Annotated in this window: 18 protein-coding genes, 2 tRNA genes and 1 pseudogene; 4 read left to right on the plus strand and 17 right to left on the minus strand. The window is 73.3% G+C overall.

The features are described from left to right. Together ACFC1R_RS15520 and ACFC1R_RS15525 are read left to right on the plus strand one after the other, a co-directional pair. Window positions 1-72: transfer RNA gene (locus ACFC1R_RS15520), tRNA-Val, on the plus strand. A 40-nt stretch (window positions 73-112) separates the two neighbouring features. Next, a tRNA-Val gene (locus ACFC1R_RS15525) sits at window positions 113-184 on the plus strand. A 269-nt stretch (window positions 185-453) separates the two neighbouring features. Here the strand turns inward: ACFC1R_RS15525 and ACFC1R_RS15530 are convergent. Further along, the gene (locus ACFC1R_RS15530; protein WP_375938674.1) at window positions 454-630 is read right to left on the minus strand and encodes a hypothetical protein; all 177 of its coding nucleotides are present in this window, start codon (window positions 628-630) and stop codon (window positions 454-456) included. A 465-nt stretch (window positions 631-1,095) separates the two neighbouring features. Here ACFC1R_RS15530 and ACFC1R_RS15535 point away from each other — a divergent pair. Further along, window positions 1,096-2,496 (plus strand): annotated as a pseudogene (locus tag ACFC1R_RS15535) (protein kinase); the annotation flags it as partial. 1,145 nt (window positions 2,497-3,641) lie between these two features. Continuing rightward, window positions 3,642-4,013 (plus strand): hypothetical protein, encoded by a 372-nt coding sequence (locus tag ACFC1R_RS15540; protein WP_375938677.1) that lies wholly within the window; start codon window positions 3,642-3,644, stop codon window positions 4,011-4,013. Between the two features lie 80 nt (window positions 4,014-4,093). Here ACFC1R_RS15540 and ACFC1R_RS15545 read toward each other — a convergent pair whose 3' ends face one another. The 16 genes from ACFC1R_RS15545 to argB form a co-directional block, all read right to left on the minus strand. Continuing rightward, window positions 4,094-4,903: a TrmH family RNA methyltransferase gene (locus ACFC1R_RS15545; protein WP_375938680.1), complete on the minus strand. Its 810-nt coding sequence runs from the start codon at window positions 4,901-4,903 to the stop codon at window positions 4,094-4,096. A 282-nt stretch (window positions 4,904-5,185) separates the two neighbouring features. Beyond that, window positions 5,186-6,427, minus strand: a complete 1,242-nt coding sequence (gene cobA / locus ACFC1R_RS15550; RefSeq protein ID WP_375938683.1) for a uroporphyrinogen-III C-methyltransferase — start codon at window positions 6,425-6,427, stop codon at window positions 5,186-5,188. A gap of 286 nt (window positions 6,428-6,713) precedes the next feature. Continuing rightward, window positions 6,714-10,982, minus strand: coding sequence for a nicotinate-nucleotide--dimethylbenzimidazole phosphoribosyltransferase (cobT, locus tag ACFC1R_RS15555; RefSeq protein ID WP_375938686.1), 4,269 nt, complete (start codon window positions 10,980-10,982; stop codon window positions 6,714-6,716). A gap of 511 nt (window positions 10,983-11,493) precedes the next feature. After that, window positions 11,494-12,753 (minus strand): precorrin-6y C5,15-methyltransferase (decarboxylating) subunit CbiE, encoded by a 1,260-nt coding sequence (cbiE, locus tag ACFC1R_RS15560; protein ID WP_375938689.1) that lies wholly within the window; start codon window positions 12,751-12,753, stop codon window positions 11,494-11,496. A 163-nt stretch (window positions 12,754-12,916) separates the two neighbouring features. After that, window positions 12,917-13,573 carry a GNAT family N-acetyltransferase gene (locus ACFC1R_RS15565; RefSeq protein ID WP_375938692.1) on the minus strand — a complete coding sequence of 219 codons (657 nt, stop codon included), beginning with the start codon at window positions 13,571-13,573 and terminating at the stop codon, window positions 12,917-12,919. 187 nt (window positions 13,574-13,760) lie between these two features. Next, complete coding sequence (locus ACFC1R_RS15570; RefSeq protein ID WP_375938695.1) at window positions 13,761-14,597, minus strand: MetQ/NlpA family ABC transporter substrate-binding protein; 837 nt, start codon at window positions 14,595-14,597, stop codon at window positions 13,761-13,763. A gap of 97 nt (window positions 14,598-14,694) precedes the next feature. After that, window positions 14,695-15,435, minus strand: a complete 741-nt coding sequence (locus ACFC1R_RS15575) for a methionine ABC transporter permease (protein WP_375938697.1) — start codon at window positions 15,433-15,435, stop codon at window positions 14,695-14,697. Further along, window positions 15,432-16,457 (minus strand): methionine ABC transporter ATP-binding protein, encoded by a 1,026-nt coding sequence (locus tag ACFC1R_RS15580; protein ID WP_375938699.1) that lies wholly within the window; start codon window positions 16,455-16,457, stop codon window positions 15,432-15,434. Before ACFC1R_RS15580 ends, ACFC1R_RS15575 begins: the two co-directional genes overlap by 4 nt. Window positions 16,458-16,953: 496 nt before the next feature. Further along, window positions 16,954-17,454 (minus strand): GNAT family N-acetyltransferase, encoded by a 501-nt coding sequence (locus ACFC1R_RS15585; protein ID WP_375938701.1) that lies wholly within the window; start codon window positions 17,452-17,454, stop codon window positions 16,954-16,956. 224 nt (window positions 17,455-17,678) lie between these two features. Next, window positions 17,679-18,245 carry an RNA polymerase sigma factor gene (locus ACFC1R_RS15590; protein WP_375938703.1) on the minus strand — a complete coding sequence of 189 codons (567 nt, stop codon included), beginning with the start codon at window positions 18,243-18,245 and terminating at the stop codon, window positions 17,679-17,681. Between the two features lie 49 nt (window positions 18,246-18,294). After that, a complete protein-coding gene (locus ACFC1R_RS15595) occupies window positions 18,295-19,677 on the minus strand; it encodes an FAD-binding oxidoreductase (protein WP_375938705.1) in 1,383 nt (460 codons plus the stop codon). A gap of 250 nt (window positions 19,678-19,927) precedes the next feature. Continuing rightward, window positions 19,928-21,352, minus strand: a complete 1,425-nt coding sequence (argH, locus tag ACFC1R_RS15600) for an argininosuccinate lyase (RefSeq protein WP_375938707.1) — start codon at window positions 21,350-21,352, stop codon at window positions 19,928-19,930. 91 nt (window positions 21,353-21,443) lie between these two features. Beyond that, the gene (locus ACFC1R_RS15605; RefSeq protein ID WP_375938709.1) at window positions 21,444-22,637 is read right to left on the minus strand and encodes an argininosuccinate synthase; all 1,194 of its coding nucleotides are present in this window, start codon (window positions 22,635-22,637) and stop codon (window positions 21,444-21,446) included. A gap of 262 nt (window positions 22,638-22,899) precedes the next feature. Beyond that, window positions 22,900-23,448, minus strand: coding sequence for an arginine repressor (locus ACFC1R_RS15610; RefSeq protein ID WP_375938711.1), 549 nt, complete (start codon window positions 23,446-23,448; stop codon window positions 22,900-22,902). Between the two features lie 18 nt (window positions 23,449-23,466). Next, window positions 23,467-24,690: an acetylornithine transaminase gene (locus ACFC1R_RS15615; RefSeq protein ID WP_375938713.1), complete on the minus strand. Its 1,224-nt coding sequence runs from the start codon at window positions 24,688-24,690 to the stop codon at window positions 23,467-23,469. Beyond that, window positions 24,687-25,562 carry an acetylglutamate kinase gene (gene argB / locus ACFC1R_RS15620; protein WP_375938850.1) on the minus strand — a complete coding sequence of 292 codons (876 nt, stop codon included), beginning with the start codon at window positions 25,560-25,562 and terminating at the stop codon, window positions 24,687-24,689. Before argB ends, ACFC1R_RS15615 begins: the two co-directional genes overlap by 4 nt. Window positions 25,563-25,622: the final 60 nt, after the last annotated feature.

Below are 25,622 nucleotides of genomic sequence, written 5' to 3' on the forward strand. Positions count from 1 at the left end.
GCGCGATTAGCTCAGCGGGAGAGCACTACCTTGACACGGTAGGGGTCACTGGTTCAATCCCAGTATCGCGCACTCGGTCCCTTCGGGGTCTGACGCAGTACCGCCTCATCAGGCGCGATTAGCTCAGCGGGAGAGCACTACCTTGACACGGTAGGGGTCACTGGTTCAATCCCAGTATCGCGCACAGCAAGATCGAAAGCCGTGGTCCTCCGGATCACGGCTTTCGGCGTTCTCCGACGGATGTTCAGGACCTGGTGCGTCAGTCACCAGGAGCGCGGGGACGAGAGAGCCGGAGTGCTGGGACACGAAAGAGGTGCCGGGTACGGACGGCCCTCACCGACCTCCGTACCCGGCACCTGACTGCCGAGAAGCTGTACGCACTGCCTCCGCCCGTCCGCGTCTGTCCCCGGCGGTGCGTGGTGCTCTCGGCAGGCGCAGACCCTTCCCCAAGGGTCAGCGCCCGATCAGATCGGCGACCGCCTTCGTCTGCGTCGCCAGTTGTTCCCAGCCGCCGAAGAGCACCAGCAGCAGGACGGCGCAGGGCAGGGCCATGGCTATCGCCACCGCCGGATGCCTGGTGCCTCCGGACTCCGGCGAGGGCGAGCGCCCGAGACGGGACTGCCTGGCCATGGTCGTGCTCCTCCCCGTGCATTGCTGCCGATGCGGACAACTGAGTGGTGTGCCCGCCCTACGCGGTGGGCGGATTACCTCGGGGGACGAGCCGGCCGCCCACCGCTGACATCAAAGGTATTCACGGGGCTCGGCCAAGTCGTCATGCCCGCGTACCGTTCTGCTGGCCTTCCGAAGGATGATGCGGAACGGCCGGGACTACTACCGCAGGGGGAGACGGGTTCGATCGGATCCCCGAGGGAACCCCGAGACCGCCCCCGAGGGGCTGCTCCGCCGCAGGTCAGCGGGGTGGCTTCGACGGCTCCCCGGAAGGGTTCCGGGCAGAGAGTCGGACGATCCGACCGGCACCACAGGTGTTGCGTATCAGCACACCGCAGCACGCAGTCCGTAAGCTGTGCCAGAAGGATTTCTGACAGTGCCCCACCCGACGGGGGGTCACCCCACAGGCTGAACGGGAACACGGACATGGCGATGACGCGGCTGAGGCGTGAGGACCCCCGCATCGTCGGTCCCTACCGACTGCACCGACGGCTCGGGGCCGGCGGGATGGGCGTGGTCTACCTCGGGTCGGACCGCAAGGGGCAGCGGGTGGCCCTCAAGCTGATCCGCGCCGAGCTGGCCGGGGACGCCGAGTTCCGCACCCGCTTCGCCCGGGAGATCGCAGCCGCCTCGCGCATCCGGGGCGGCTGCACCGCGCGGGTGGTCGGCTCGGACATCGAGGCCGAGCGCCCGTGGCTGGCCACCGCGTACGTCCCGGGGCCCTCGCTGTACAAGCAGGTCAGCGACGAGGGGCCGATGCCGTGGGCCGAGGCGGCCAGGATCGGCGCCGCGCTGGCCGACGGGCTGGTCAAGGTGCACGAGGCCGGGGTCGTGCACCGCGACCTCAAGCCGTCCAACATCCTGCTCTCCCCCAAGGGCCCCCGGATCATCGACTTCGGCATCGCCTGGTCGCGCGGGGCGAGCACGCTCACCCACGTCGGCACCGCGGTCGGTTCACCCGGTTTCCTCGCGCCCGAGCAGGTGCGCGGCGCCCCGGTCACCCCCGCGACGGACGTCTTCGCCTTCGGCGCGACCCTGGCGTACGCGCTGACCGGGGAGTCGCCGTTCGGTTCCGGCGCCTCCTCCGAGGTGCTGCTGTACCGGGTCGTCCACGAGGATCCCGATCTGTCCGAGGTGCCGGCGCCACTGGCCCCGCTGGTCCGGGCCTGCCTGGCCAAGGAGCCGACGGAGCGTCCCGGAGCGGCCGCACTGCACGAGCGTCTGACCGAGCTCGCCGCTCGCGGGACGGCACCCGGCTCGCACCAGGGCGTGTCCCGGGGCGGCCAGGCGGCCGGTCCGGGCGGACTCCCGGGTGCACCCGACGGGTCGGACGGAGCGGCCATCGGGTCGGCGGGCCGGGTCTCGGGTGACGGGCGGGGTCACAGCGGGGCCGCTGCCGCCGAGCAGCGTGGCGGACGCTGGGCTGCCGCGCAGCGGGCGGGGGGCCGGTCCCAGCAGGCGGCGCAGCAGGTCGCGGCGCAGCGGGCCGGTGGACCGGTGGGCGGTCCGATGGGCGCGCAGCGGTGGGCCGGGGCTCCGGCGGACGCTCAGGCGGTGACCGCGCCGATGCCGCGGCCGGAGCTCGGGCAGGACGGCGTTCCGGCCGAGATGCGCGAGCGGCGGCCCAGGCGGGAGCAGCCGCAGTCGGCGCGGGAGCGTCGTACCCCGCTGCCGGGGCGTCCGGCACGGCCGAGGGACCGTCAGCACACTCCGGTGCCCGGACGGCCGTCCGAGGCCCGGCGTCGGCTGCTGCGGCAGCGTGTGGTGGTCTTCGTGACCGTCACCGTCGGCGTGGCGCTGGCGATCGCGGCGGCGCAGGGGTGCGAGAACCGCAGCAACCAGGGTCAGGGCCGGCCGGGCGGGGCCTCGGTGTCGCCGTCCGCGCCCGAGACCGGGGGCGGGGCCGCCGGGGCCGGGCTGTCGGCGGACGGTGTCCCGCACTCGCCCACGCCGTTCGCCGCCGTCGCGCACGGGACGGGCGACACCACGCTCGGGCCCGCGACGGGCACCGTACCGGGTGTCGACTGGCCGAACCGCAGCTACTCCGACCCGGCGGGCGGTCCGGCGATCCGGCTGCGGGACGGGCGGTCCACGGACGGCCCGCAGGTCGCGCTGAGCACCGTCCTGCCTGCCCGCTACCGCAACGCTCCGGCGGCTGTGGTGGTGCTGCGGCGGGCCGAGGGCTCGGTCCCGACGGACCTGGTGGAGCTGTTCTCGTTCAGCGGCGACACGCCCGTTCTGCTGACGTCCCGGACCTCGGTGGCCGACCAGCAGGCGGCGACGGCCTGGCACGTCGAGAACGGTGCGCTGGTACGCGAGGAGCGCCTGGCGACGGGGAGCGGCTCGACCACCCGCTTCACGGTCCGTGGCGACGGCGGTCTGGAGGAGTCCTGGCCGGGCGCCGGGGTCACCGGCGGCACGGGCGGCACCGCGACGCCGAGCGCGGGATCGGGCGGCACCTCCGGCTGAGCCGGAGTCGGTCGGACCGCGCTGGGCGGGGCGGCGGGGCGGACGATCCCTGGCCGCGAGCCGGGGCACGCCGGTGTGGATCCGGGCCGCGGGAACAGCCGCACGCCGGGAGATCCTCGGCCCCCCGCGCTGCCGAGTTGCTCGAACGTCGTGCCAGCGCCGGGCCCTGCGTGAGCGACGGGGACGCCTGGGCCCTGGGCCGTCGGGTGGTCACGGTGCGGCCTACGCCGACGTCGCACGCCGAGACTCCGGGACGCCGACCACGACGCCATCCCCACACGGTCTACCGCGGCTCTGGTGACGTCCGGTCCGGCCGGTTACCCGGAGGTCCGGAATCCGCGGTCGGCAGAGGCGCGGTCGGCATGGTCGTCAACGTGGTGAGGTCCGGGGCGCTCCGCGGTCCGCGTGCGCCGTTCCGCACGGCGTGCTCTGGCCGGTCCCGATGTGACGGTTTCGCCCGAGATGGTTCGGGCAGTGACTGTTACGCCCATCGAGGAGGATGCATGGCGAACCTGACCGAAGCCACCGTGACATTCCACACCAACGACGAGAACAAGGACCACGACACCAACGTCACCGTCGAGGTCCGCGACCGGAACGGCCGGCTGGCCGCGCGCGTCTCCGACACCTTCGGCCCGTTCAACGACCACACCAACAACGGTCCCTTCAACCTCACCCTCCTCAACCACGCCGGCAGGGACGACCTCCAGGGCGGCAACGTCCTCCTCCGGGTCGACCCGGTGGGTGACGACACGTGGCGGTTCAACCTCCTCGTGGACCTGCTGTTCGACGACGGCTCGCACCTGACGGTCACCGCGGACGGCCTGGAGGTCAACGAGGAGTCCGAGCAGCAGCAGACGTTCGGCCTGAACTAGTCCCCACGAAGTGCGAGGCGCTCGACGAGCAGCCGGGCCGGAGGCGTTCCTGCCTCCGGCCCGGCCTCGTCCCCGCCGTCCTACCGGTGCTGGGAGACCGTGTAGAAGCCGATTGCCGCCGCAGCGGCGATGTTGAGCGAGTCGATGTCATGAGCCATCGGGATCCGCACCTTGAGGTCGGCCGCCGCCAGCGCCCCGGCCGACAGGCCCTCCCCCTCGGATCCCAGCATCAGGGCGCACTTCTGCAGCAGGTCGGCGGGCACCTCGTTGAGCGGGACCGCATCGGGCGCGGGCGTGAGGGCGAGTACCGGGTAACCGGCCGCCCGCACGACGTCCAGTGAGTCGGGCCAGGGGTCGAGGCGGGCGTACGGGACGGAGAAGACGGCGCCCATGGAGACCTTCACGGCCCGGCGGTAGAGCGGGTCGGCGCAGTCCGGGGAGAGCAGCACGGCATCCACGCCCAGGGCGGCCGCGCTGCGGTACAGGGCCCCCACGTTGGTGTGGTCGACCAGCCCCTCCAGGACGGCCACCCGGCGGGCGCCCGCGAGCAGTTCGGCGGCCGAGGGCAGTGGCTTGCGCTCCATCGAGGCGAGTGCGCCCCGGTGCACGTGGTAGCCGGTGACGGCCTCGGCGAGGCCGGGTTCGACCACGTGGACGGGTGCGTCGGCGTCGGCGATGACGTCCGCCATGACGTCCAGCCACTTGGGGGTCAGCAGCATCGACCGCATCCGGTACCCGGCGTCCAGGGCCCGCCGGATGACCTTCTCGCCCTCGGCGATGAACAGACCCTCGGCGGGTTCGCGGCGGCGGCGCAGCTCGACGTCGGTCAGGCCGGTGTAGTCGGCCAGGCTCGGGTCTGCGGGGTCGGTGATGGTGCGGGGTTCGGACACGAGCCCGATCTTGCCTGCTCGGGTGGTCCCGGTCCAAACGCGGCCGGGTGGGGCGCTGCGGGGACGCCTCCCCCGTTTCGGCCGGCGCACGCGTGCGCTTCGGGCGGATCCCCAGCCCCTGGGGTCTCGGAGCAGCGTGCGGCACCCCGCCGCCTCGTGGCGGCGGGGTGCCGGTTGCCGTGCGGGCCCGACGTGGCGGTCTGCCGCTTCGCGTACTCGGGCGCGGGCGGTCGGGCGGGGCCGTCGTCGGGCAGGGCCGTCGTCGGGCAGGGCCGCGCTCGGCTAGCGGGCCGCGCCCAGGACGTTCACGACGTCGCCGATGACGATGACGGCCGGCGGGCGGACGCCCTCGGCCTCGACAGTGGCGGCGACGGTGGCCAGGGTGGCGTCGATCCGGCGCTGGGCGGCGGTGGTGCCCTCCTGGACGACGGCGACCGGGGTGTCGGCCGCGCGGCCGCACTCGACGAGCTTGGCGGCGATCGCACCGATCTTGTCCACGGCCATCAGCAGCACCAGGGTGCCGCTCATCTTCGCGGCGGCCTCCCAGTTCACCAGCGAGCGGGAGTCGCCGGGGCCGACGTGGCCGGAGATCACCGTGAACTCGTGGGTCATCCCCCGGTGGGTGACCGGGATGCCGACGGCCGCCGGGACGCTGATCGAGCTGGAGATACCGGGCACCACGGTGACCGGCAGGCCCGCCTCGGTGCAGGCCAGCAGCTCCTCGCCGCCGCGCCCGAAGACGTACGGGTCGCCGCCCTTGAGCCGGACCACGAACTTGCCCGCCCGGGCGTGCTCGATCAGGGTCCGGTTGATCGCCTCCTGGGCCATGAAGCGCCCGTACGGGATCTTGGAGGCGTCGATCACCTCGACGTGCGGCGGCAGTTCGGCGAGCAGCTCGCGCGGGGCGAGCCGGTCGGTGACGACCACGTCCGCGTCGGCGAGCAGGCGCCGGCCGCGCACGGTGATCAGGTCGGGGTCGCCCGGACCGCCGCCGACCAGGGCGACGCCCGCACCGTGCGAGCGGTACTGGCGGGCCGCCAGCGAGCCGTCCCGCAGACCGTCCACGATCGCGTTGCGCAGCGCGGCGGAGTGGCGCGGGTCGCCGGTGAGGACGGCGACCGTGGCGCCGCCGTCGTGGCCGCTGGCCGGGGTCCAGGCGGTGGCGGCGGAGGCGTCGTCGCTGCGGGCGCAGAAGACCCGCAGGCGCTCGGCCTCGGCGCTGACGGCGGCGTTGACGGCCGGGTCGTCGGTGGCGACCAGGGCGTACCAGCTGTCCGCGAGGTCGCCGTCCTGGTAGCCGCGCCGGTGCCAGGTCAGCTCCCCGGCGTCGGCCATGGCCTGGACGGCCGGGGTGGTGCCGGGTGATATCAGGTGGATGTCCGCCCCGGCGGCGATCAGCGCGGGCAGCCTCCGCTGGGCGACCTGGCCGCCGCCAAGCACGACGACGCGTCGGCCGGTGAGCAGCAGTCCGACCGGGTACGGGGTGAGGCCCTCGGTGCTGGGGTGCGGGCTGGGCGCGCTCATGGGCGTGGCTCCTGGATCTGCGGAGAGTTTCGTACTGGTGTGGCGGGCTCCCCGTACCCGCACGCCCTCGGGCCGGGCGGGGAGACCGTCGGCGGAGCGGAGGTCCCGTCCGGCTGGGCCGCCGGCCGTGATACCGGCGGCCGGTGCTCCGGGACGCCCGGCCGGGCCTCGGGGCCGCCCCCGTACTGCGCCGTACGCGGGCGACCCGGCGGCTGTCCGGCCGGGCGGTGGCGCCGGCCGCCGAGGTGGCGGGCCGGTGTCACGACGCCCGGCAGGTCCGGCCGGGTTACGCCTTCTCGGTGACCCCGGCGGAGTCGAAGGTGGCTACATCGTGCATCGCGCGGGCGGCACTCTGCACCAGCGGGAGGGCCAGCAGCGCGCCCGTCCCCTCGCCGAGCCGCAGATCGAGGTCGATCAGCGGACGCAGCCCCAGCTTGGTCAGCGCGGCCTCGTGGCCGGGCTCCGCCGAGCGGTGGCCCGCGATGCAGGCGGCCAGCACCTCGGGCGCGATGGCCTTGGCGACCAGCGCCGCCGAACCCGCGATCACGCCGTCCAGGATGACCGGTGTGCGCAGGCTCGCCGCACCGAGCAGGAAGCCCGCGATGGCCGCGTGCTCCAGGCCGCCGACGGCGGACAGTACGCCGATCGGGTCGGCGGCGTCGGGCCGGTGCAGGGCGAGCGCCTGCCGGACGACCTCGACCTTGTGCTGGTGGGTCGCGTCGTCGATGCCGGTGCCGCGACCGGTCACCTCGGCCGGGTCGAGGCCGGTGAAGACCGAGATCAGCGCGGCGGAGGCGGTGGTGTTGGCGATGCCCATGTCACCGGTGATCAGCACCTTGTTCCCGGCCGCGACCAGGTCGCGGGCGGTCTCGATGCCGACCTCGATCGCCTTGAGCGCCTCCTCCCGGCTCATCGCCGGGCCCTGGGTCATGTCGTCGGTGCCCGGCTTCACCTTGCGCGGCAGCAGACCGGTGGTGCGGCCCTGCTGGATCGCGTCCGGCAGCTCGGACTTGACGCCCACGTCGACCACGCAGACCTCGGCACCGACCTGGGCGGCGAAGGCGTTGACCACCGCTCCCCCGGCCAGGAAGTTCGACACCATCTGCGCGGTGACCTCCTGCGGCCACGGGGTGACGCCCTGGGCGTGCACGCCGTGGTCACCCGCGAAGATCGCCACACAGCCCGGCTCCGGGATCGGCGGCGGGCACTTGCGGCTCAGGCCGCTCAGCTGCGCCGCGATGATCTCCAGCAGGCCGAGCGAACCGGCCGGCTTGGTCATCCGCTTCTGCCGGTCCCACGCCTCGCCGAGCGCCTTGGCGTCCAGCGGCCGGATGCCGCGCAGGGTCTCGGAGAGCACGCTGTGCGGCTCCTCGCCGGGCAGCGCGCGGTTGCCGTACTGCTCCTCGTGCACCACCCAGGACAGCGGGCGCTTCTTCGCCCAGCCCTGCTGCTGCAGCTCGGGCTCGTCCGGGAAGGAGTCGACGTACCCGACGCACAGGTACGCCACCACGTCCAGGTGCTCGGGCAGGCCGAGCTCGCGGACCATCTCCTCCTCGTCGAAGAAGCTCACCCAGCCGACGCCCAGGCCCTCGGCGCGGGCGGCCAGCCAGAGGTTCTCGACCGCGAGGGCGGCTGAGTACGGCGCCATCTGCGGCTGGGTGTGACGCCCCAGGGTGTGCCGGCCGCCACGGGTGCGGTCGGCGGTGACCACGATGTTCACCGGGGTCTCGAGGATGGCCTCGATCTTGATTTCCTTGAACTGCTTCGCCCGGCCCTTGGGCAGCGACTCCGCGTACGCGTCACGCTGACGCTCCGCCAGCGCGTGCATCTTCTTCCGGGTCTTCGTGGAACGGATCACCACGAAGTCCCACGGCTGGGAGTACCCGACACTGGGCGCGGTGTGGGCGGCCTCCAGGACGCGGATCAGCACCTCGTGCGGAATCGGGTCCGGGCGGAAGCCGTTGCGGATGTCCCGGCGCTCGCGGATCACCTGGTGGACGGCGTCGCGGCCGGCGTCGTCGTAGCCGACTGCGGCGGGGCCGCGATCGATCTGCTCGACGGCTTCGGCCTCGGCGGCGGCGGCTTCAGCCGCTTCGGCCGTGGCGGCGGCCTCGGGAGCCTCGGCCGGGTCGGTCGCGGCGGCGGTGACGGCGGGCTCGTCAGTCTCGGCCTCGGCCTCGGTCTTCGTCTCGTCCTCGGTCACTGCCTCGGCGGACTCCTGGGACGGCTGAGCCTCGGGCTCCGCGACGGGCGCGGCCTGCGGCTCCGGCTGGGCCGGGACCTCGACGGCCTGGACGGACGGGACGTCACCGGTTCCCGTGACGGTCTCGGGGGTCGGCTCGGCAGTCGGCTCCTGGGCAGCGTCGGCGGTCTGCTCGGGTGCCTGCTCGGCGGTCTGCTCGGGTGCGGCAGCGGCCTCGGCGGGCGGCGCGGCCTCGACCGTCGGCAGACCGTGCGGGGCCGGGTCGGCGAGGAACGCGGCGATACGACGGGGCGGCTGGCTCGGTGCCACCGCCTGGGCCGGGACGGCCGCCGGCGGAGCCTCGACCGGAGCACTCTCAGCAGCCGGGGCGTCGGCCGACGGAGCAGCGGGCGCCGGTGCGTCGGCAGCTGCGGCATCGGCTGCGGGTGCGGCCTCGGCGGCGGGCGCCTCGGGGGTCGGTGCCTCGACGGTGGCTGACGGTTCGACGACAGCGGCCTCGGCGGCCACGTCCACGGCCACGGTCCCGTCGGCAGCGGCCTCGGGGGCGGCCGGGGCCGGCGGCGCAGCCTCGTCGGTGGCAGCCTCGGTGGCCGGCGCTTCGGTGGCCGGCGCTTCGGCCAAGGTGGCCTCGGCTGCCTCCGCAGGCTGCGCCTCGGTCACTGCAGGCACCTCGGCGGCCGGGGTCTCCTGGGGCTGGGGCTCCGGCTGGGCCGGAACCTGTGCCGCAGGTGCCTCGGTGGGCTGGGCCTGCTCGGGCTGCGTGTCGACGGCGGTGTCCTCACTGGTCGGTGCCTCGGAGACCGGCGCATCGGCAGCCGGTGCATCGGAGGTCGGTGCATCGGCTGCGGCCGAATCGGCTGCCGGCGCGTCAGGGGCGGGCTCCACCGGGACGGCGGCCTCGGCAACCGGTGCCTCGGCTGCGGGTGCTTCGGCTGCGGGTGCCTCGGCCGCAGGCGCGTCCGGGGCCGGAGCGGCGTCGGTGGCCGGGGTCCCCTCGGGCTGAGCCTCCACCGCTACGGTCCCGGCGGCGGGTGCCTCGGCTGCCTCCGGGGCGGCCGACGGTTCCGCCACCGGAGCCTCCGCGGGGACGGCGTCCGCTGAAGGTGCGTCCGCAGCACCGGCAGCCGCCGGTCCGGCCTCGGCCGGGGCGGCGTCCGCCTGGGTGGCGTCCGCCGGCGCGGCCTCAGCCGGCGCTTCGGCTGCCGGAACCGCCTCCGGCGGGGTCACGGCGACGGCTGCGGGCTCCACCGGTACGTCCACCGAGGGTGCTTCGGCCACCGGCTCGACGGCCACGGGCTGTTCCTCGGCCTGGACCTGCTCCGGAGCCTGCACCGGTGCCTGTTCCTGAGCCTGGGCCGGGAGCTGTACCGGAGTCGCTGCGACCGGCTGCGGCTCGGCCGCGACCGGCGGTACGACGACCGGCACGCCGTGCGCGGGCGTGCTGCCCTGCGGCACCGGACGGCCGGCGAAGGACTGCGGGTCCAGCTGGCCGGACGGGCCGCGGTCCGCGAGCGAGCGCACCGGCACCTGGCCGGTCATCAGCGACGGGTCCGGGATCGGCGGCCCGGCGTGCAGCGGACGCCGCTGCGGCTGAGGAGCCGTCGGCGCGGCAGCGGCCTGCGGGGCTACCGGCACCACCGGGACGCCCGGCTGCTCCGGCGCGCCCTGGACCCCCGGCATGCCCGGGAAGCCCGCGGCACCGGGGACACCCTGGCCGGGTACCTCCCCGGCGGTCGGCAGCGGCGGCGCGAGCGGCGGCCAGGAGGGCTCGACCGGCGTACCGGCGTTCTGGGCGGGCAGCGGCGGCAGGGCGTTCTCGTCCAGCGTGCGCAGCGCCATGGTGTCGGCCATCGCGACCGGAGCCGACTGGACGCCACCGGGCACGGCGATCTCGGGGTGGTCGGCGACCAGCACCGTCTCGACCGGGCCGTGCACGACCGCCTCGCCCCAGGAGCCCTGCGGACCGGGCATCAGCAGGACGTCGTCCTCGTCCTCCTGGTCCGGTTGGTCGAGGAAGGTGAACGCGGGACGGTGCTCGACCGCCCAGCCCTCGCCGCCCTGCGCGGGGATGGTGACCCCGGGCATCGGTGCGCCCGCCATCGGCAGGCCCTCCATACCCGTCATCGGCATCCCCGGCACACCCGTCATCGGCATGCCCGGCACGGGCATGCCGGGTACGCCGTGCAGGGGTGCACCGGGCATCCCCGCCTCGGCGGACGGAACTCCGGGTACGGCAGCACCTGGCACGGCGACACCCGGTACGGCGACGCCCTCCGGCCGGCCGAGCGGGTCGGCCCCGCCGAGCAGGTGCTCCGGCAGTCCCTCGTTGGGGACGTGGCCGCCATCGGTCATGTCAAAGCTCCTTCCAGGCCGCTTCCGCGCCCTTGGCGACGCGATCCGCCGACCGCAGCGCCCAACTCCGCTCGGGGCGGACCGCGCTCCGGCCCGCCCGTCCACCTACTGGCGTCCGCCGCATCGGCGCGCGACGGCGAACCTCGCCGACGCGATGCGCCACCCCGGGCCTGTGCCCCACTCCGTCAGGGGTGGTGCACCATCAGAAACAACGACAACCAGAGGCATGCGGCACGACCGCACCGGACCCTACGGCATTCTTCCGGCCCGGCACGCGCCGCGTCGAATGTCCGCGCTCGGTACCGATGTGGCTTGCGCCACGTCAAAAAGGTGACAAACGTACCGGATAGGGCACGACCCACCGATCATCGGACACAGCCAGGACGCCACCCTACCGGCCACGACTGACAGGCTCTCGAATCCATGTCCGGATGCGATGGGAATCACCGCGCGCGGACCTGAGGCGCGTACGAACCGTGTGAAGAGCGTGGAGAGTGTGGGGTACGAAGGGTCAGGAACCCTGCTCGCCCCAGAGCATCAGGCCCTGCTCCCCCGCGCCGATGGACAGGCCGGCCGCCGTGCCGCGCCCGGTGGCGAGCGGCGCGGACTGCAGGAGTGCGCCGTCCACCCGGTAGCCCGCGCCGGTCAGGACCTCGTGGACCTCCTCGGCCTCGGCAAGCGTGTGGGCCACCGCGACCAGGCGCCCGGGACGGCGGGCGACCACGGCGCGGACGGCTTCGGCGCCACCCGCCTCCACCACGGCGGCGTCCGGTTCGGGCAGGCCGCCCAGGACCTCGTGGCCGACGCCGTGGACGGCCTCCACCTCGACCCCGTACCGGCGGGCGTTGACCGCGATCTGGGCACAGGCCGAGCGGTCCGCCTCGACCGCGACCACGGCCGCGCCGAAGCGCGCGATCTCGACGGCCAGCGCGCCGCTCGCCGCCCCGACCGCCCAGATCAGGTCACCCGGGACCGGGCCCAACCGCGCCACCGCCAGCGCACGGAGGTGCGGGGGCAGCGCACGCCCACCGGCGTCCGCCGCGGACGCGCCGCGCTCCACGCCCGCGTACGCGTCGGCGGGCAGCGCCCAGCCGCGCACCGGCCCGGGGAATCCCATGGGCCGCCCGGCCAGCCAGCCGGCGGCCTCGCCGACGGTGTTGACCTGGCTCCCGCCGCCGATCACCAGCACCACCGACGGGTCGCGCCAGACGTGGTCCGGCACCCGCTCGGAGGTGAGGACGGTGACGTCCTCGTCCGGGGTGCCGAGCGCCTCGCAGACCACGAAGGTGCGGTGCACCCCACGGAGCATCAGGGCCAGCTCGCTCGGGCCCGCGTCGGCGGTCGTGAGCACGGCGACCTTGGGGTGGGCCCGGCAGACGTTGGCCGCGCGGCGCAGCCGTCCGCCGTGGGTGGAGACCACCTGGGCGTCCTCCCAGGGCATCCCCGCCCTGGCGAAGGCGGCGGCCACCGAGGAGACGGCGGGCAGCACTTCGAGCTCCAGGCCGTACTCGGGGTTGCGCAGGGCCCTTACGACGCCGAAGTACCCCGGGTCGCCCTCGGCGACCACGACGGCGGTGCCGCGGTGTTCGGCGATCCTCCGGGCCGCCGCCGCGATACTGCCGAGCACGATCCGCTCGGCGTCCGCCGGTACCGGCAGCTCTGCCAGTTGATAGGGCGCACCGGCGACCAGGGTCGCCCCCGCCAGTGCCGAGGCAGCCGCCTCCGTCAGCGGCGTACCGTCCCACCCGATGACCGTGATCCGGTCAGCCATCTGCGGTTTTTCTCCCTCGCCTGTTCCGCCCCGCGGCGCTGTCCGCCCCACACCCACTGGTCCGGACCATCCATGGTTGATCCCGGTGCAGAGGCTACCGGGTGCGGTCCGCCCGGTGCCGCCGACCCGCACAGCTGTGCGCGTCGGGGCCGTGACCAGGATGTCAGTCGCGGAGCACGTAGCGCTGCTCGGCCCAGCTGTCGTCCTGGGCGCTCTCCAGGTCCTCGGGGAGCAGGCTCCACAGGATCAGGTCGCTGCGGCTCTCGCCGTCCGGGCCGGCGCCGGCCGGCTGCCGGGCCGAGGCCGTCCAGTCGCTGCCGCGCACTATCCAGGCGCTGCGCAGCACGCCCTCGCTGATGCAGCCGATCTTCTGGGCGACCTGCTGGGCGGCGGTGTTCCCGGCGGCGGTGCGCAGTTCCAGGCGGAGGAAGCCGCGGTCCTCGAAGAGCCACTGGGCCACGCCGAGCAGCGCCTCGGGGGCGTAACCCTCGCCGCGGGCCCAGGCCGCGGTGACACAGCTGGCCTCGGTGGAGAGCAGCCGCCAGTCGGTGCCGCGCAGTTCGACCACGCCGACCAGACGCCGGGTCAGGTGCTCGGTGACGGCGAAAACGATTCCGCGTCCCTCGGCACGGCGGGCGGGGGCGAGGGTGTGGATCCAGTCCCCGGCGTGGGCCTCGGTGAAGGGCTGCGGGATGGCCGTCCAGGTGTGCACGGGCTCGTCGTCCATCATCGCGACCAGGCCCGGGGCATCCACGTCCGCAAGGGGTCGCAGCAGCAGCCTCTCGGTGCTGATCGCGGTCTCGGGGAAGCTCGCTGCCATGCCGTCTCTCCTCGCCGGGTCGTGGACACACCGTACGCCCCAGCCGTACTCGGCCGTGTCAGCGTACCGGCAAATCCGGCGACGGCCCGTCAGATCCTGAGCCCTGCGGCCGTCCCCCGTGCATACTGCCCGACCGGCCCCCCGCACCTCACGTGCGGGGGGCCGGTCGGGCGGTCGGCACGACCCGTCAGAAGGCGGGGATGACCGAGCCCTTGAAGGTGTCGTCGATGTACTTCTTGACCTCGTCGGAGTGCAGCAGCTGGGCCAGCTTCACCACCCGCGGGTCGCTCTCGTGCCCCTTCTTCACCGCGAGGATGTTGGCGTAGGGGTTGCCCTCGGCCTTCTCCAGCAGGATGGCGTCCTTGGCCGGGGTCAGGCCCGAGTCGATCGCGTAGTTGCCGTTGATGACGGCGGCGTCCAGGTCGCCGAGGGAGCGGGGCAGCTGGGCGGCGTCCAGCTCCTTCCACTTCAGGTTCTTCGGGTTCTCCACGACGTCGCCCGGGGTCGCCGTGGTGCCCGCGCCGTCCTTCAGCTTGATGACCTTGTCGTCGGCCAGCAGCTTGAGCGCACGGCCCTCGTTGGTGGCGTCGTTGGGCAGGCCGACGGTGGCGCCGTTCGGCAGGTCGGCGGGGGACTTGACCTTCTTGGAGTAGAGGCCGAGCGGCTCCAGGTGGACCGGCTCCACGGAGACGATGTCCGTGCCGTGCTTCTTGTTGAAGTCCTCCAGGTACGGGACGTGCTGGAAGAAGTTGGCGTCGGCCGAGCCGTCCTGGACGGCCGTGTTCGGGGTCACGTAGTCGGTGACCACCTTGACGTCCAGCTTCAGCCCGGCCTTGTCGGCCAGGTTCTTCTTCACGTAGTCCAGGATCTGGGCGTGCGGGGTGGGGCTGGCGATCACGGTGAGCGGCTTGTCGGCCGAGGCGGCGGAACCGCCGGAGGAGGAACCGCTGCTGCCGCAGGCGGTCAGCGTGAGGGCGAGGCCCGCGGTGGCGACGACGGCGGTGGACTTCAGGACGTTACGCACGAAAAGTGCCTTTCTCCATGGAGCGGACGGCCCACCGGGTGGTTGGTCCGGTGGCCCTGGTACTCGCTGCCTGCCCGGGGTCGGGCCGGCGGCGTGGTCAGTGGGGAAGAGCGAGCTCTTCTTCTTCCTCGGTGATCTCGGTGCGGCGCGAGCGCAGCAGGCGGGTGGTGCCGCCGAAGCTGCCGCGGTCGGCCAGGCGCCGGACGATGAAGTCGCTGATCAGCTGAATGATCATCACGATCACCACCAGCTCGGCGACGATGACCCACATGAAGGTGGTCTCGAAGCGCTGGTATCCGTAGTTGACGGCGAGGGTGCCGAGGCCGCCGCCGCCGACCGTGCCGGCCATCGCGGAGAAGCCGATCAGCGCGATGATCGTGGTGGTGGCGGAGGAGACCAGCGCGGGCAGCGACTCGGGGAGCAGCACCTTGCGGATGGCGGTCCAGGTGCCGCCGCCCATCGCGTGGGCGGCCTCCAGCAGGCCGCCGTCCACCTCCCGGACGGAGGTCTCCACCAGGCGGGCGAAGAACGGGATGGCGCCGATGGTGAGCGGGACGGCCGCGGCCTGCCAGCCGATGGTGGTGCCGACCAGGGACCTGGTGAAGATCTGCAGGGCGACCATGAGGATGATGAACGGCAGGGAGCGGCCGATGTTGACGACGGCGCCGATCACCCGGTTGACCGGGAGGTTCTGCAGTGCACCGCCCTTGTCGGTGAGCACCAGCAGCAGGCCCAGCGGGAGGCCGAGCAGGATGGTGGCGGCGGTGGCGACGCCGACCATCTGGAAGGTCTCGGCGGTGGCGGGCCACAGCAGTTCCTGCATCTGGTCCCAGGTCATGCGAGCGCTCCGTTCGCCTCGTTCAGTACGTCCACCTGCAGGCCCTGCTCGCGCAGAAAGCCGATCGGGACCACGTTCTCCCGGTGGCCGCCGGGCAGTTCGACCCGCATCCGGCCGACCATCCGGCCGGAGATGTGCTCCACCGCCGCGCCGAGGATGTTGATGTCGATCTGGTAGGTGCGGGCCAGCTGGGAGACGAAGGGCTGGGCGGAGGTGTCGCCCTGGAAGGTGATCTCGAGCACGGTGTTGCCGGGCCTGCCGTGGCCGAACTCGCCGAGCGGGAAGAGCTCGCGGGCCAGTTCGGAGTTCTCGGTGGCGAGCAGTTCGGTGAGCGCGCCGGACTCGATCACCTTGCCGCCGCGCATCAGGGCGGCGGAGTCGCAGACGGACTTGATGACGTCCATCTCGTGGGTGATCAGCAGGACGGTGAGGCCGAGCTGCCGGTTGAGGTCGCGCAGCAGGGCCAGGATGGAGCGGGTGGTCTCCGGGTCCAGCGCGGAGGTGGCTTCGTCGGAGAGCAACACCTTGGGGTCGCCGGCCAGCGCCCGGGCGATGCCGACGCGCTGCTTCTGGCCGCCGGAGAGCTGGCCGGGGTAGCTGCGGGCCTTGTCGGCGAGGCCGACCAGGTCGAGCAGCTCGGCGGCCTTGCGGCGGCGCTGGGTGCGGTCCAGGCCGACGATCTCCAGCGGGAGCTCGATGTTCTGCTGGACGGTCCGCGAGGAGAGCAGGTTGAAGTGCTGGAACACCATGCCGATCCGGCGGCGGGCCGCACGCAGGTCGCGGCCGGCCCGGTGTTCCCGGCCGGGCAGCGTGGTGAGGTCGAGGCCGTCCACGACGACGCTGCCGGAGGTGGGGCGCTCCAGCATGTTCACGCAGCGGATGAGGGTGCTCTTGCCCGCGCCGCTGGTGCCGACGACGCCGTAGACCTCGCCCTCCCGCACGTGCAGGTCGACCCCGTCGAGGGCGGTGACCTCGCGGCCCCTGGAGCGGTAGACCTTCGTCAGGTCCTTGGTGGTGATCACAGCTGCTTCCGTTGGTCAGGGGCGGACGGCTCGTGGCCGCCGCACCGGTGGCGGTGAGCGGCGTGCCGGAGGCACGCCTGTGAAGGGGGGGTGGGGTCCCGCTGCCATACCTCGATCGTGGCCGCTGGGGAGCGGGGACGCGCGTGGGCGTGGCCCTTACGGGTCCGGATCCGAGGGGGTGCGGAACGGCGTCCTGGGACGGATCTGCCGAGCCGCTCAGCGGGGCTCGCTTCGGGGCGCGAGCAGGGGCGGTGGCCCTCAGCGGTGACACATTCGACAGCACATGCAGCGCTCACCTGCCGGCGCGGCGCCGGAGGGGGTGCAAGTCGTTGTCGCAGTCATGGGAGCAAGTAAATCAGACACATAGGGAGGGTCCCAATTACCAGGATCAGGTGTCCGCATTGCGGACACGACCCGGTCGTCGCAAGACGAAGGATCCAGGCGGTCCAAGCAGAAGCGCCCGGTCCAGGTGGACCGGGCGCCGATGGGAAGCGTCTCAGGCAGTGGCGGCGAACTCGGCGTGGACCGGCTTCTCCAGGGTCACCACGCTCAGCCGGCGGCTGACCTCGCGCACCTCCCGCTGCTGGTAGCCGTGCCGGGCGTACAGGCGGAGGTTGCCGAGGCTGCGGTGGCCGGTGAAGAGCTCGAAGGAGCGCACCCGGTGCCCGTCCAGGAGCTGCCGCTCGACCGCGTCCAGCAGCCGGCCGCCCAGGCCGTGGCGCTGCATCCGGGGGTGGACCACCAGGCGGGCGACCCGGGCCACGCCGCTGTCGTCCACCCGGCCCCGGACCGTGCCGACGACCTCGTCACCGAGCCGGGCCACCAGCACGTGCCGCTCCGCGAGCTCGGCCCGCAGGCTCTCCAGCGTCTGCGTTAGCGGCTCGATGCCCCAGTCGCCGTACAGCTCGGCCTCACTCTGGTAGCCGAGGTACTGGAGCTTGAGGATCTGCTCCGCGTCGTCCTCGGTCGCCACCGAAATGATCACGCTCATGCCCATGTGCGGGGGCCTCCCATCGTTGGTTCCCGGCGCCGGGTCTGGGTGCGGCGCCGGTTGCTCTGCCGGAGGTGTGCCCGGACGGGGATCGGCCCTGACCGGGGGTAGCGCAGCGCCGCACCCCGGCGGTCTCCGGAGCCCGACCCTCGCTCACGCTCAGTATCCGGCCGCCTCTGCCACCGTCAAGGAGGACGTTAGCCACGGCTCTACCCCGGCTTCCCCCGGTCTCAACCTTCCGGACGCCCGACGTGGTGCGTGTCACTCGGCGGCCGATGGCTGTACAGCAGGGCCCGCAGACAGCCCAGGCAGCGCGACCGGGTGGGCCCGATGCTGCCCCTGGGCAGGCGCAGGCGTTCGGCCACCTGCCGGTACGTCAGTTCGGGTGACTCGGACAGCACGGCGAGCAGTTCGGGGCAGCGTCCCGGCAGCCCGGCCAGCGCCCGCCGTACCGCGCGGTGGCGGTAGGCCGTCAGCAACTGCTCCTCGGCGGAGGGCACCGACGGGTGCTGCCGGCGGGACTCCCCGGACCGCCGGACGGACTGCCGAGCAGGCTGCCCGACGGGCTCCGGGGCGGGCTGCGGGGCACCGCGCCCGGCTGCCAGCTGGGCGGTCAGCTGGATCGTCAGCGCCCTGACCCAGGAGACCCGGTCGCGCGGCAGGGTGCCGTCGGCGGCCCGTTCCAGCACCCGCAGCCAGACGTCCTGCTCCAGGTCCTGCGGGTCGAGGCGGTGCCGGTGCGCCAGCGCGGCGGCGAGCGGGGCGAAGGCGGGGCGCAGCTCGGCGACGGGGATCACACCCGGTATGACCGCCGTCCGCCCCCGCAGGTGACGGCAGGTCACCCGGTCAGGAGCTGGGCGGGATGTTCTGGTTGACGCGGAACAGGTTGCCGGGGTCGTAGCTGTCCTTCAGCGCGGTGAGCCGGCGGTACTTCACCGGGCCGTACGCCTCCAGGACCCGCCCCGGGCCCTCCTGGCCGAGGAAGTTGACGTACACGCCGCCGGAGGAGAAGGCCCGCATGGCGCTCCACAGCTCGCTGGCCCATCCGGCGTGCTCGGCGTCCTCGGCGGGCCGCTCCCAGCGGGAGTTGATGCTGAGCAGGTAGGGGGCCGAGCGGTGGGTGTAGGCGGTGTCGTCCGGGCCGACCCGGGCGATGGCCCCGCCGAGGAAGGCGAGCCGGATGTCGGAGAGCGGTGAGGTGATCCGCGCGAGGTGCCCGGTGAGGGTGGCGATGGCGCGGTCGTCCAGGGTGGCCAGGTACTCGGCCCTCCAGTAGTTGCGGGCCCCGGGCCCCCAGCCGGGGTCGAACATCTGCTGCCAGGCGGTGTAGGGGCGCAGCTGGACCGTGTCCGCCAGCACGCCCGGCAGGGCGCGCAGCGGCGCCATCGCGCCCCGCCCGCGTTCGGGCCGGCCGACGTGGCACATCGCGATCCGGACCACCGGGGTGCCGGGCAGGTCGGCGGGCAGGTGGGGCAGCGCCGGGGCGATGCCGAGCAGGCAGAGGGCGAACAGCTGGTCGGGGGCGCCGCGCAGGTGGCCGCGGACCGCCCGGAGCACCTGGGGCGCCCGGTCGGCCGGGAAGTACAGCTCGCCGCAGAGCACCTGCGGGCCGACCGGGTGCAACCGGTAGGAGAGCGAGGTGACGACGCCGAAGTTCCCGCCGCCGCCCCGGATGCCCCAGAACAGCTCCGGGTGCTGGGCCGCACTGGCGGTGACCACCCGCCCGTCGGCCGTCACGAGCTCGGCCTCCAGCAGGTTGTCGCAGGTCAGCCCGTACGCGCGACTGAGCCAGCCGAAGCCTCCGCCGAGGGTGGTGCCGGCGATCCCGGTGGCGGACATCAGTCCGCCCGGGGTCGCCAGGGCGTAGCGCTGGGTCTCCCGGTCGACCTCGGCCCAGGTGGCGCCCGGCTGTGCGTGGGCGGTCCGGCGGGCGGAGTCCACGCGGACGTTCCGCATCGGCGCGAGGTCGATCATCAGGCCGCCGTCGCAGACCGCGTGGCCGGCGATGCTGTGGCCGCCGCCCCGGACGGTGGGCGGGAGCCCGTACTCCCGGGCCACCTCGACGGCCAGCAGGACGTCCGGGGTGCCGGTGCAGCGGGCGATCAGGGCCGGCCGGCGGTCGATCGCGCCGTTCCACACGGTCCGGGCGGCGTCGTACTCCGGGTCGCCCGGGGTGATCAGCTGGCCTCGGAACCCTCTGCGGAGTGCGGCGGCGGCTCTGGCGCCCATGCCACCAGTATCGGCCGCCCCGCCCCGCCCGGCTCGAGCAACCGGGCCTGCCGGGCGGGTGCCGCAGGCACCAGGGGCGCGGGGAGCCGCGCGAAACGGGAGGGACCGCGCCGCACGATTCCTGCGGGGAGCGGCGGCACCGTCCTGCGGGCGGACGTGGTGCCTGCCGGTCACCGAGGCCGGGTACGGGTGGTCGCCCTCCGTTTCGCACGGGTCCGCGCGCCCCTGGTGGTGCGCCCGGCCGCCGGGGTCAGTGCTTGAGCCAGGCCTGCTGGGCGGCGAGGTCGGCCTTGAGGTCGGCGAGCTGGGCGGCCACGGCGGAGGGGGCGGTGCCGCCCCGCCCGTTGCGGGAGGCGATGGCGCCGTGGACGGTGAGGACCGAGCGGACCTCGGGGGTGAGGTGCTCGGAGATCTCGGCGAACTGGGCGTCCGTCAGGTCGGCGAGCTCGATGCCCTGCGACTCGCAGACCTTGACGCAGGCGCCGGCCACCTCGTGCGCGACCCGGAACGGCACGCCCTGCCTGACCAGCCACTCCGCGATGTCGGTGGCCAGCGAGAACCCGGCCGGGGCCAGCTCCTCCAGGCGCTCGCGGTGCACGGTGAGGGTCTCCATCATGCCGGTGAAGGCGGGCAGCAGGACCTCGAGGGTGTCGCAGGAGTCGAAGACCGGCTCCTTGTCCTCCTGGAGGTCGCGGTTGTAGGCGAGCGGCAGCGCCTTCAGGGTCGCCAGGAGCCCGGTCAGGTTGCCGATCAGCCGGCCGGACTTGCCCCGGGCCAGCTCGGCGATGTCCGGGTTCTTCTTCTGCGGCATGATCGAGGAGCCCGTGGAGAAGGCGTCGTGCAGCGTGATGAAGCCGAACTCCTTGGTGTTCCAGATGATCACCTCCTCCGCGATCCGGGAGAGGTTGATCCCGATCATGGCGGTGACGAAGGCGAACTCGGCGACGAAGTCGCGGGAGGCGGTGCCGTCGATGGAGTTGGCCACCGAACCGCCCTCGAAACCGAGCTCGGCGGCGACCGCCTGCGGGTCCAGGCCCAGCGAGGACCCGGCGAGCGCGCCGGAGCCGTACGGGGAGACGGCGGTGCGGGCGTCCCACTGGCGCAGCCGCTCGGCGTCCCGGCCGAGGGCCTGCGCGTGCGCGAGGACGTGGTGGGCGAAGAGCACGGGCTGCGCGTGCTGGAGGTGGGTGCGGCCCGGCATCGCGGTGTCCGGGTGGGCCTCGGCCAGGCCGACCAGGGCGTACTGGAGGTCCAGGACCAGCCCACCGATGATCTTCGCGTGGTCCCGCAGGTACATCCGGAACAGGGTGGCGATCTGGTCGTTGCGCGAGCGGCCGGCCCGGAGCTTCCCGCCGAGGTCGGCGCCGAGCCGCTCCAGCAGCCCGCGCTCCAGGGCGGTGTGCACGTCCTCGTCGGCGACCGTACCGGTGAAGGCCCCCGACTCGACGTCGGCGAGCAGCCGGTCGAGCCCCGCGAGCATGGCGGCCAGCTCGTCGTCGGTCAGCAGCTCCGCCTTGTGCAGCACCCGGGCGTGCGCCTTGGAGCCCGCGATGTCGTACGCCGCGAGGCGCCAGTCGAAGTGCACGGACGCGGAGAGCCTGGCCAGCGCCTCGGAGGGGCCGTCGGCGAAGCGTGCGCCCCAGAGACGGACATCTGCATTCTGGTCTGACGGCATCGCGGGTGGCTCCTTCACGGGGTGGGGAGGTGGCTTGCGGGGCGGCCCCGGCTGCGAGGGGGTGCAGCCGGGACCGCCGGGCGGGGGTGGATCAGGCCAGGTCGCGGCGGGCGGCGATCTTCGAGGACATGCCGAAGATCTCGATGAAGCCCTTGGACATCGACTGGTCGAAGGTGTCGCCGGTGTCGTAGGTGGCGAGGTTGAAGTCGTACAGCGACTGGTCGGACTTGCGACCGTTGACCACCGCGCGGCCACCGTGCAGCACCATCCGGATCTCGCCGGAGACGACCTGGTTGGCCTCATTGACGAAGCCGTCGAGCGCCCGCTTGAGCGGGGAGAACCACAGGCCGTCGTAGACGAGTTCGGCCCAGCGCTGCTCCACCTGCCGCTTGTAGCGCGCGAGTTCGCGCTCGACGGTGACGTTCTCCAGGGCCTGGTGGGCGGTGATCAGGGCGATCGCGCCGGGGGCCTCGTAGATCTCCCGGGACTTGATGCCGACGAGGCGGTCCTCGACCATGTCGAGCCGGCCGATGCCCTGGGCGCCGGCCCGCTTGTTCAGCTCCTCGACGGCCTGCAGCACGGTGACCTTGCGGCCGTCGATCGCGACCGGCACGCCCGCCTCGAAGGTGATGACGACCTCGTCGGCCTCGCGCGGGGTGGCCGGGTTCTGGGTGTACTCGTAGACGTCCTCGATCGGGGCGTTCCAGATGTCCTCCAGGAAGCCGGTCTCGACGGCCCGCCCGAAGACGTTCTGGTCGATCGAGTACGGCGACTTCTTGGTGGTCGCGATCGGCAGTCCCTTGGACTCGGCGAAGGCGATCGCCTTGTCCCGGGTCATCGCGTAGTCACGCACCGGGGCGATGCACTTCAGGCCCGGGGCGAGGGAGTTGATGCCGACCTCGAAGCGGACCTGGTCGTTGCCCTTGCCGGTGCAGCCGTGGGCGACGGTGGTGGCGCCGTGCTTCTGCGCGGCGGCGACCAGGTGCTTGACGATCACCGGCCGGGAGAGCGCGGAGACCAGCGGGTACTGGCCCTGGTAGAGGGCGTTGGCCTTGAGGGCGGGCAGGCAGTACTCGTCGGCGAACTCCTCGCGGGCGTCCGCGACCTCGGCCTCGACGGCACCGCAGTCCAGCGCGCGCTGACGGATGACATCGAGGTCCTCGCCGCCCTGGCCGACGTCGACGGCGACGGCGATGACCTCGGCGCCCGTCTCCTCGGCGATCCAGCCGATGCAGACGGACGTGTCCAGACCGCCCGAGTAGGCGAGTACGACGCGCTCGGTCACGGCTTTCTCCTTCACAACAGTGCGAACAGGGGTGGGTCAGCGGTATGCGTGTCCCATACGGCGATGGGTATAAGTATGCATGACGGCGTATGGAAATCAAAACCTGTTCGTCCGTGCGTTCCGAGGGGCGGACCGGGCGGCGGAAAACACTCAGGGGCGCGGGGCCCGTCCGATCCGCCACGTGGCCGCGGGGTCTCCCGCGCACGCAGTCGATCGGCCGTGCTCCCGCGCCCCTGGGGCGCTGCCCGTCCGGCGCCGGGTACTACTGGGTCTTGGACTGGGCCAATTGCATCAGATGGTCGGCCAGCGCCTGGCCGCCGGCCGGGTCGCGGCTGATCAGCAGCACGGTGTCGTCGCCCGCGATGGTGCCGATGATCTCGAACACCTCCGCCTGGTCGATCGCCGAGGCCAGGAACTGCGCCGCACCCGGCGGCGTCCGCAGCACGACCAGGTTGCCCGAGGCGGTCGCGGAGACCATCAGCTCACCGGCCAGCCGGGCCATCCGGCCCTCACTGGCCGACTCCCCCATCGGCGCGCGCGGCGTACGGTCACCGCCCTCAGCCGGGACGGCGTAGATGAGCGCGCCGTCCCGGTTGCGGATCTTCACCGCGCCCAGTTCGTCCAGATCCCGCGAGAGCGTGGCCTGGGTGACCACGAGTCCGTCGTCGGCCAGCAGTTTGGCCAGTTGGCTCTGCGAGCGGACGGGCTGACGGGTCAACAGGTCCACGATCCGCCGGTGCCGGGCCGTGCGGGTCTGCGGAACCTGCGGCGTCGGACCGGCGGCGGGCTGGTCGGGTCGGGATACGGTCATACTGGTAATTCTCCCGGACTACGCGCCGTGCTTCGCGTCGGGGGCGGCCGCCCGGACGGTGCGCAGGATCTCCGGCAGCGCGGCCAGGAAACCGTCCGCCTCCTGCTCGGTCAGCACCAGCGGCGGCACCAGCCGCACCGCGTCCGCCGTCGCCGCGTTCACCAGGAACCCGGCGTCCTGCGCCACCGCCTGGACCCGGGCCGCGACCGGCTCGGTCAGCACGATGCCCAGCAGCAGCCCGGCACCCCGGACGTGGGAGACCAGCGGGTCGTCGATCGCCTCGACCCCGCTGCGCAGCCGCTCGCCGATCTTCCGGACGTGCTCCAGCAGGCCCTCGGCCTCGATGGTCTCCAGCACCGCCAGACCGGCCGCCGCCGCCACCGGGTTCCCGCCGAAGGTGGTGCCGTGGTGGCCCGGCTGCAGCAGATCGGCTGCCGCGCCGAAGGCGACGGTCGCACCGATCGGCAGCCCGCCGCCGAGGCCCTTGGCGAGCGTGACGACGTCCGGCTCGACGCCCTCCTCGGCCTGGTGGGCGAACCAGTGCCCGGTACGGCCGATGCCGGTCTGCACCTCGTCCAGCACCAGCAGGGCGCCCTTCGCCCGGGTGATCCCGCGGGCGGCCGCGAGATAGCCCGGCGGCAGCGGGATCGCACCGTTCTCGCCCTGGACCGGCTCCAGGAAGACGGCGGCGGTGTCCGTGGTGACGGCCGCGCGCAGCGCCTCGACGTCACCGAACGGGACGTGCGAGACGTCCCCGGGCAGCGGCCGGAACGGGTCCTGCTTGGCGGGCTGGGCGGTGAGCGCCAGCGCACCCATGGTCCGGCCGTGGAAGGCGCCCTGGGCGGAGACCAGGTGGGTGCGGCCGGTGAGGCGGCTGATCTTGAAGGCCGCCTCGTTGGCCTCGGCGCCGGAGTTGCAGAAGAACACCCGGCCCTCGCGGCCGAACAGCCCGAGCAGCCGCTCGGCCAGCTGCACGGTCGGCTCGGCCAGGAACAGGTTGGAGATGTGCCCGAGCTGCCCGATCTGCCGGGTGACCGCCTCGACCACGGCCGGATGACCGGTGCCGAGCGCGTTCACCGCGATGCCGCCGACCAGGTCCAGGTACTCCTTGCCGTCGGCGTCCCAGAGCTTCGCGCCGGCCCCGCGCACCAGCGGGATCCGGGGGGTGCCGTAGTTGTTCATCAGCGCGTGCTGCCAGCGCCGGGTGAGCCGGGCGTTGCCGGAGGTCGCCGCGTTCGTCATGCCAGTCCCCCGAGGACGGCCGCCTCGTCGTCCGGGACGACCATGGTGCCGATGCCTTCGTCGGTGAAGATCTCCAGGAGCAGCGAGTGCTGCACCCGGCCGTCCAGTACGCGCGCGGTCCCCACGCCCGAGCGCACGGCCCGCAGACAGCCCTCCATCTTGGGGAGCATGCCGCTGGCGAGGTCCGGCAGCATCTTCTCCAGCTCGCCCGCGCTGAGCTGGCTGATCACGTCGTCCGAGTTGGGCCAGTCCGCGTAGAGGCCCTCGACGTCGGTGAGGACCACCAGCATCTCCGCGCCGAGCGCGGCCGCGAGTGCGGAGGCGGCGGTGTCGGCGTTGATGTTGTAGACGTGGCCGTCGACGCCGCGCGCGATGCTGGAGACGACCGGGATCCGGCCGTCCGCGATCAGCGCCCTGACCGCGCCGGCCTCGATGTTGACGATGTCCCCGACCAGGCCGATGTCCACCTGCTCGCCGTCCACCACCGCGTACCGCTTGACGGCCGTCATGGTGTGCGCGTCCTCGCCGGTCATGCCGACCGCGAACGGCCCGTGCTCGTTCAGCAGGCCGACCAGCTCGCGCTGCACCTGGCCCGCCAGCACCATCCGGACCACGTCCATGGTCTCGGGGGTGGTGACCCGCAGGCCGTTGGTGAACGAGGACTCCAGGCCCAGCTTCGCCAGCTGCGCGCTGATCTGCGGGCCGCCGCCGTGCACCACGACCGGGTGCAGCCCGGCGTAGCGGAGGAAGACCACGTCCTGGGCGAAGGCCGACTTGAGGTCCTCGTCCACCATGGCGTTGCCGCCGAACTTGATCACCACGGTCTTGCCGTGGAAGCGCTCCAGCCAGGGCAGCGCCTCGATCAGCGTCATCGCCTTGGGCAGTGCGGTGTTGTTGCGGGCCTGTTCGCCCTTGGGTGCGATCTGCACGGT

Source organism: Kitasatospora sp. NPDC056138 (genome assembly GCF_042264695.1).
GTDB lineage: Bacteria > Actinomycetota > Actinomycetes > Streptomycetales > Streptomycetaceae > Kitasatospora.

What these genes read in the sequence shown, in the direction of transcription:
- ACFC1R_RS15530 (WP_375938674.1), bottom strand. Translation starts at nt 630, where the DNA reads ATGGCCAGGCAGTCCCGTCTCGGGCGCTCGCCCTCGCCGGAGTCCGGA.
- ACFC1R_RS15540 (WP_375938677.1), top strand. Translation starts at nt 3,642, where the DNA reads ATGGCGAACCTGACCGAAGCCACCGTGACATTCCACACCAACGACGAG.
- cobA (WP_375938683.1), bottom strand. Translation starts at nt 6,427, where the DNA reads ATGAGCGCGCCCAGCCCGCACCCCAGCACCGAGGGCCTCACCCCGTAC.
- cobT (WP_375938686.1), bottom strand. Translation starts at nt 10,982, where the DNA reads ATGACCGATGGCGGCCACGTCCCCAACGAGGGACTGCCGGAGCACCTG.
- cbiE (WP_375938689.1), bottom strand. Translation starts at nt 12,753, where the DNA reads ATGGCTGACCGGATCACGGTCATCGGGTGGGACGGTACGCCGCTGACG.
- ACFC1R_RS15565 (WP_375938692.1), bottom strand. Translation starts at nt 13,573, where the DNA reads ATGGCAGCGAGCTTCCCCGAGACCGCGATCAGCACCGAGAGGCTGCTG.
- ACFC1R_RS15575 (WP_375938697.1), bottom strand. Translation starts at nt 15,435, where the DNA reads ATGACCTGGGACCAGATGCAGGAACTGCTGTGGCCCGCCACCGCCGAG.
- ACFC1R_RS15585 (WP_375938701.1), bottom strand. Translation starts at nt 17,454, where the DNA reads ATGGGCATGAGCGTGATCATTTCGGTGGCGACCGAGGACGACGCGGAG.
- ACFC1R_RS15595 (WP_375938705.1), bottom strand. Translation starts at nt 19,677, where the DNA reads ATGGGCGCCAGAGCCGCCGCCGCACTCCGCAGAGGGTTCCGAGGCCAG.
- argH (WP_375938707.1), bottom strand. Translation starts at nt 21,352, where the DNA reads ATGCCGTCAGACCAGAATGCAGATGTCCGTCTCTGGGGCGCACGCTTC.
- ACFC1R_RS15610 (WP_375938711.1), bottom strand. Translation starts at nt 23,448, where the DNA reads ATGACCGTATCCCGACCCGACCAGCCCGCCGCCGGTCCGACGCCGCAG.
- ACFC1R_RS15615 (WP_375938713.1), bottom strand. Translation starts at nt 24,690, where the DNA reads ATGACGAACGCGGCGACCTCCGGCAACGCCCGGCTCACCCGGCGCTGG.
- argB (WP_375938850.1), bottom strand. Translation starts at nt 25,562, where the DNA reads ATGACGCTGATCGAGGCGCTGCCCTGGCTGGAGCGCTTCCACGGCAAG.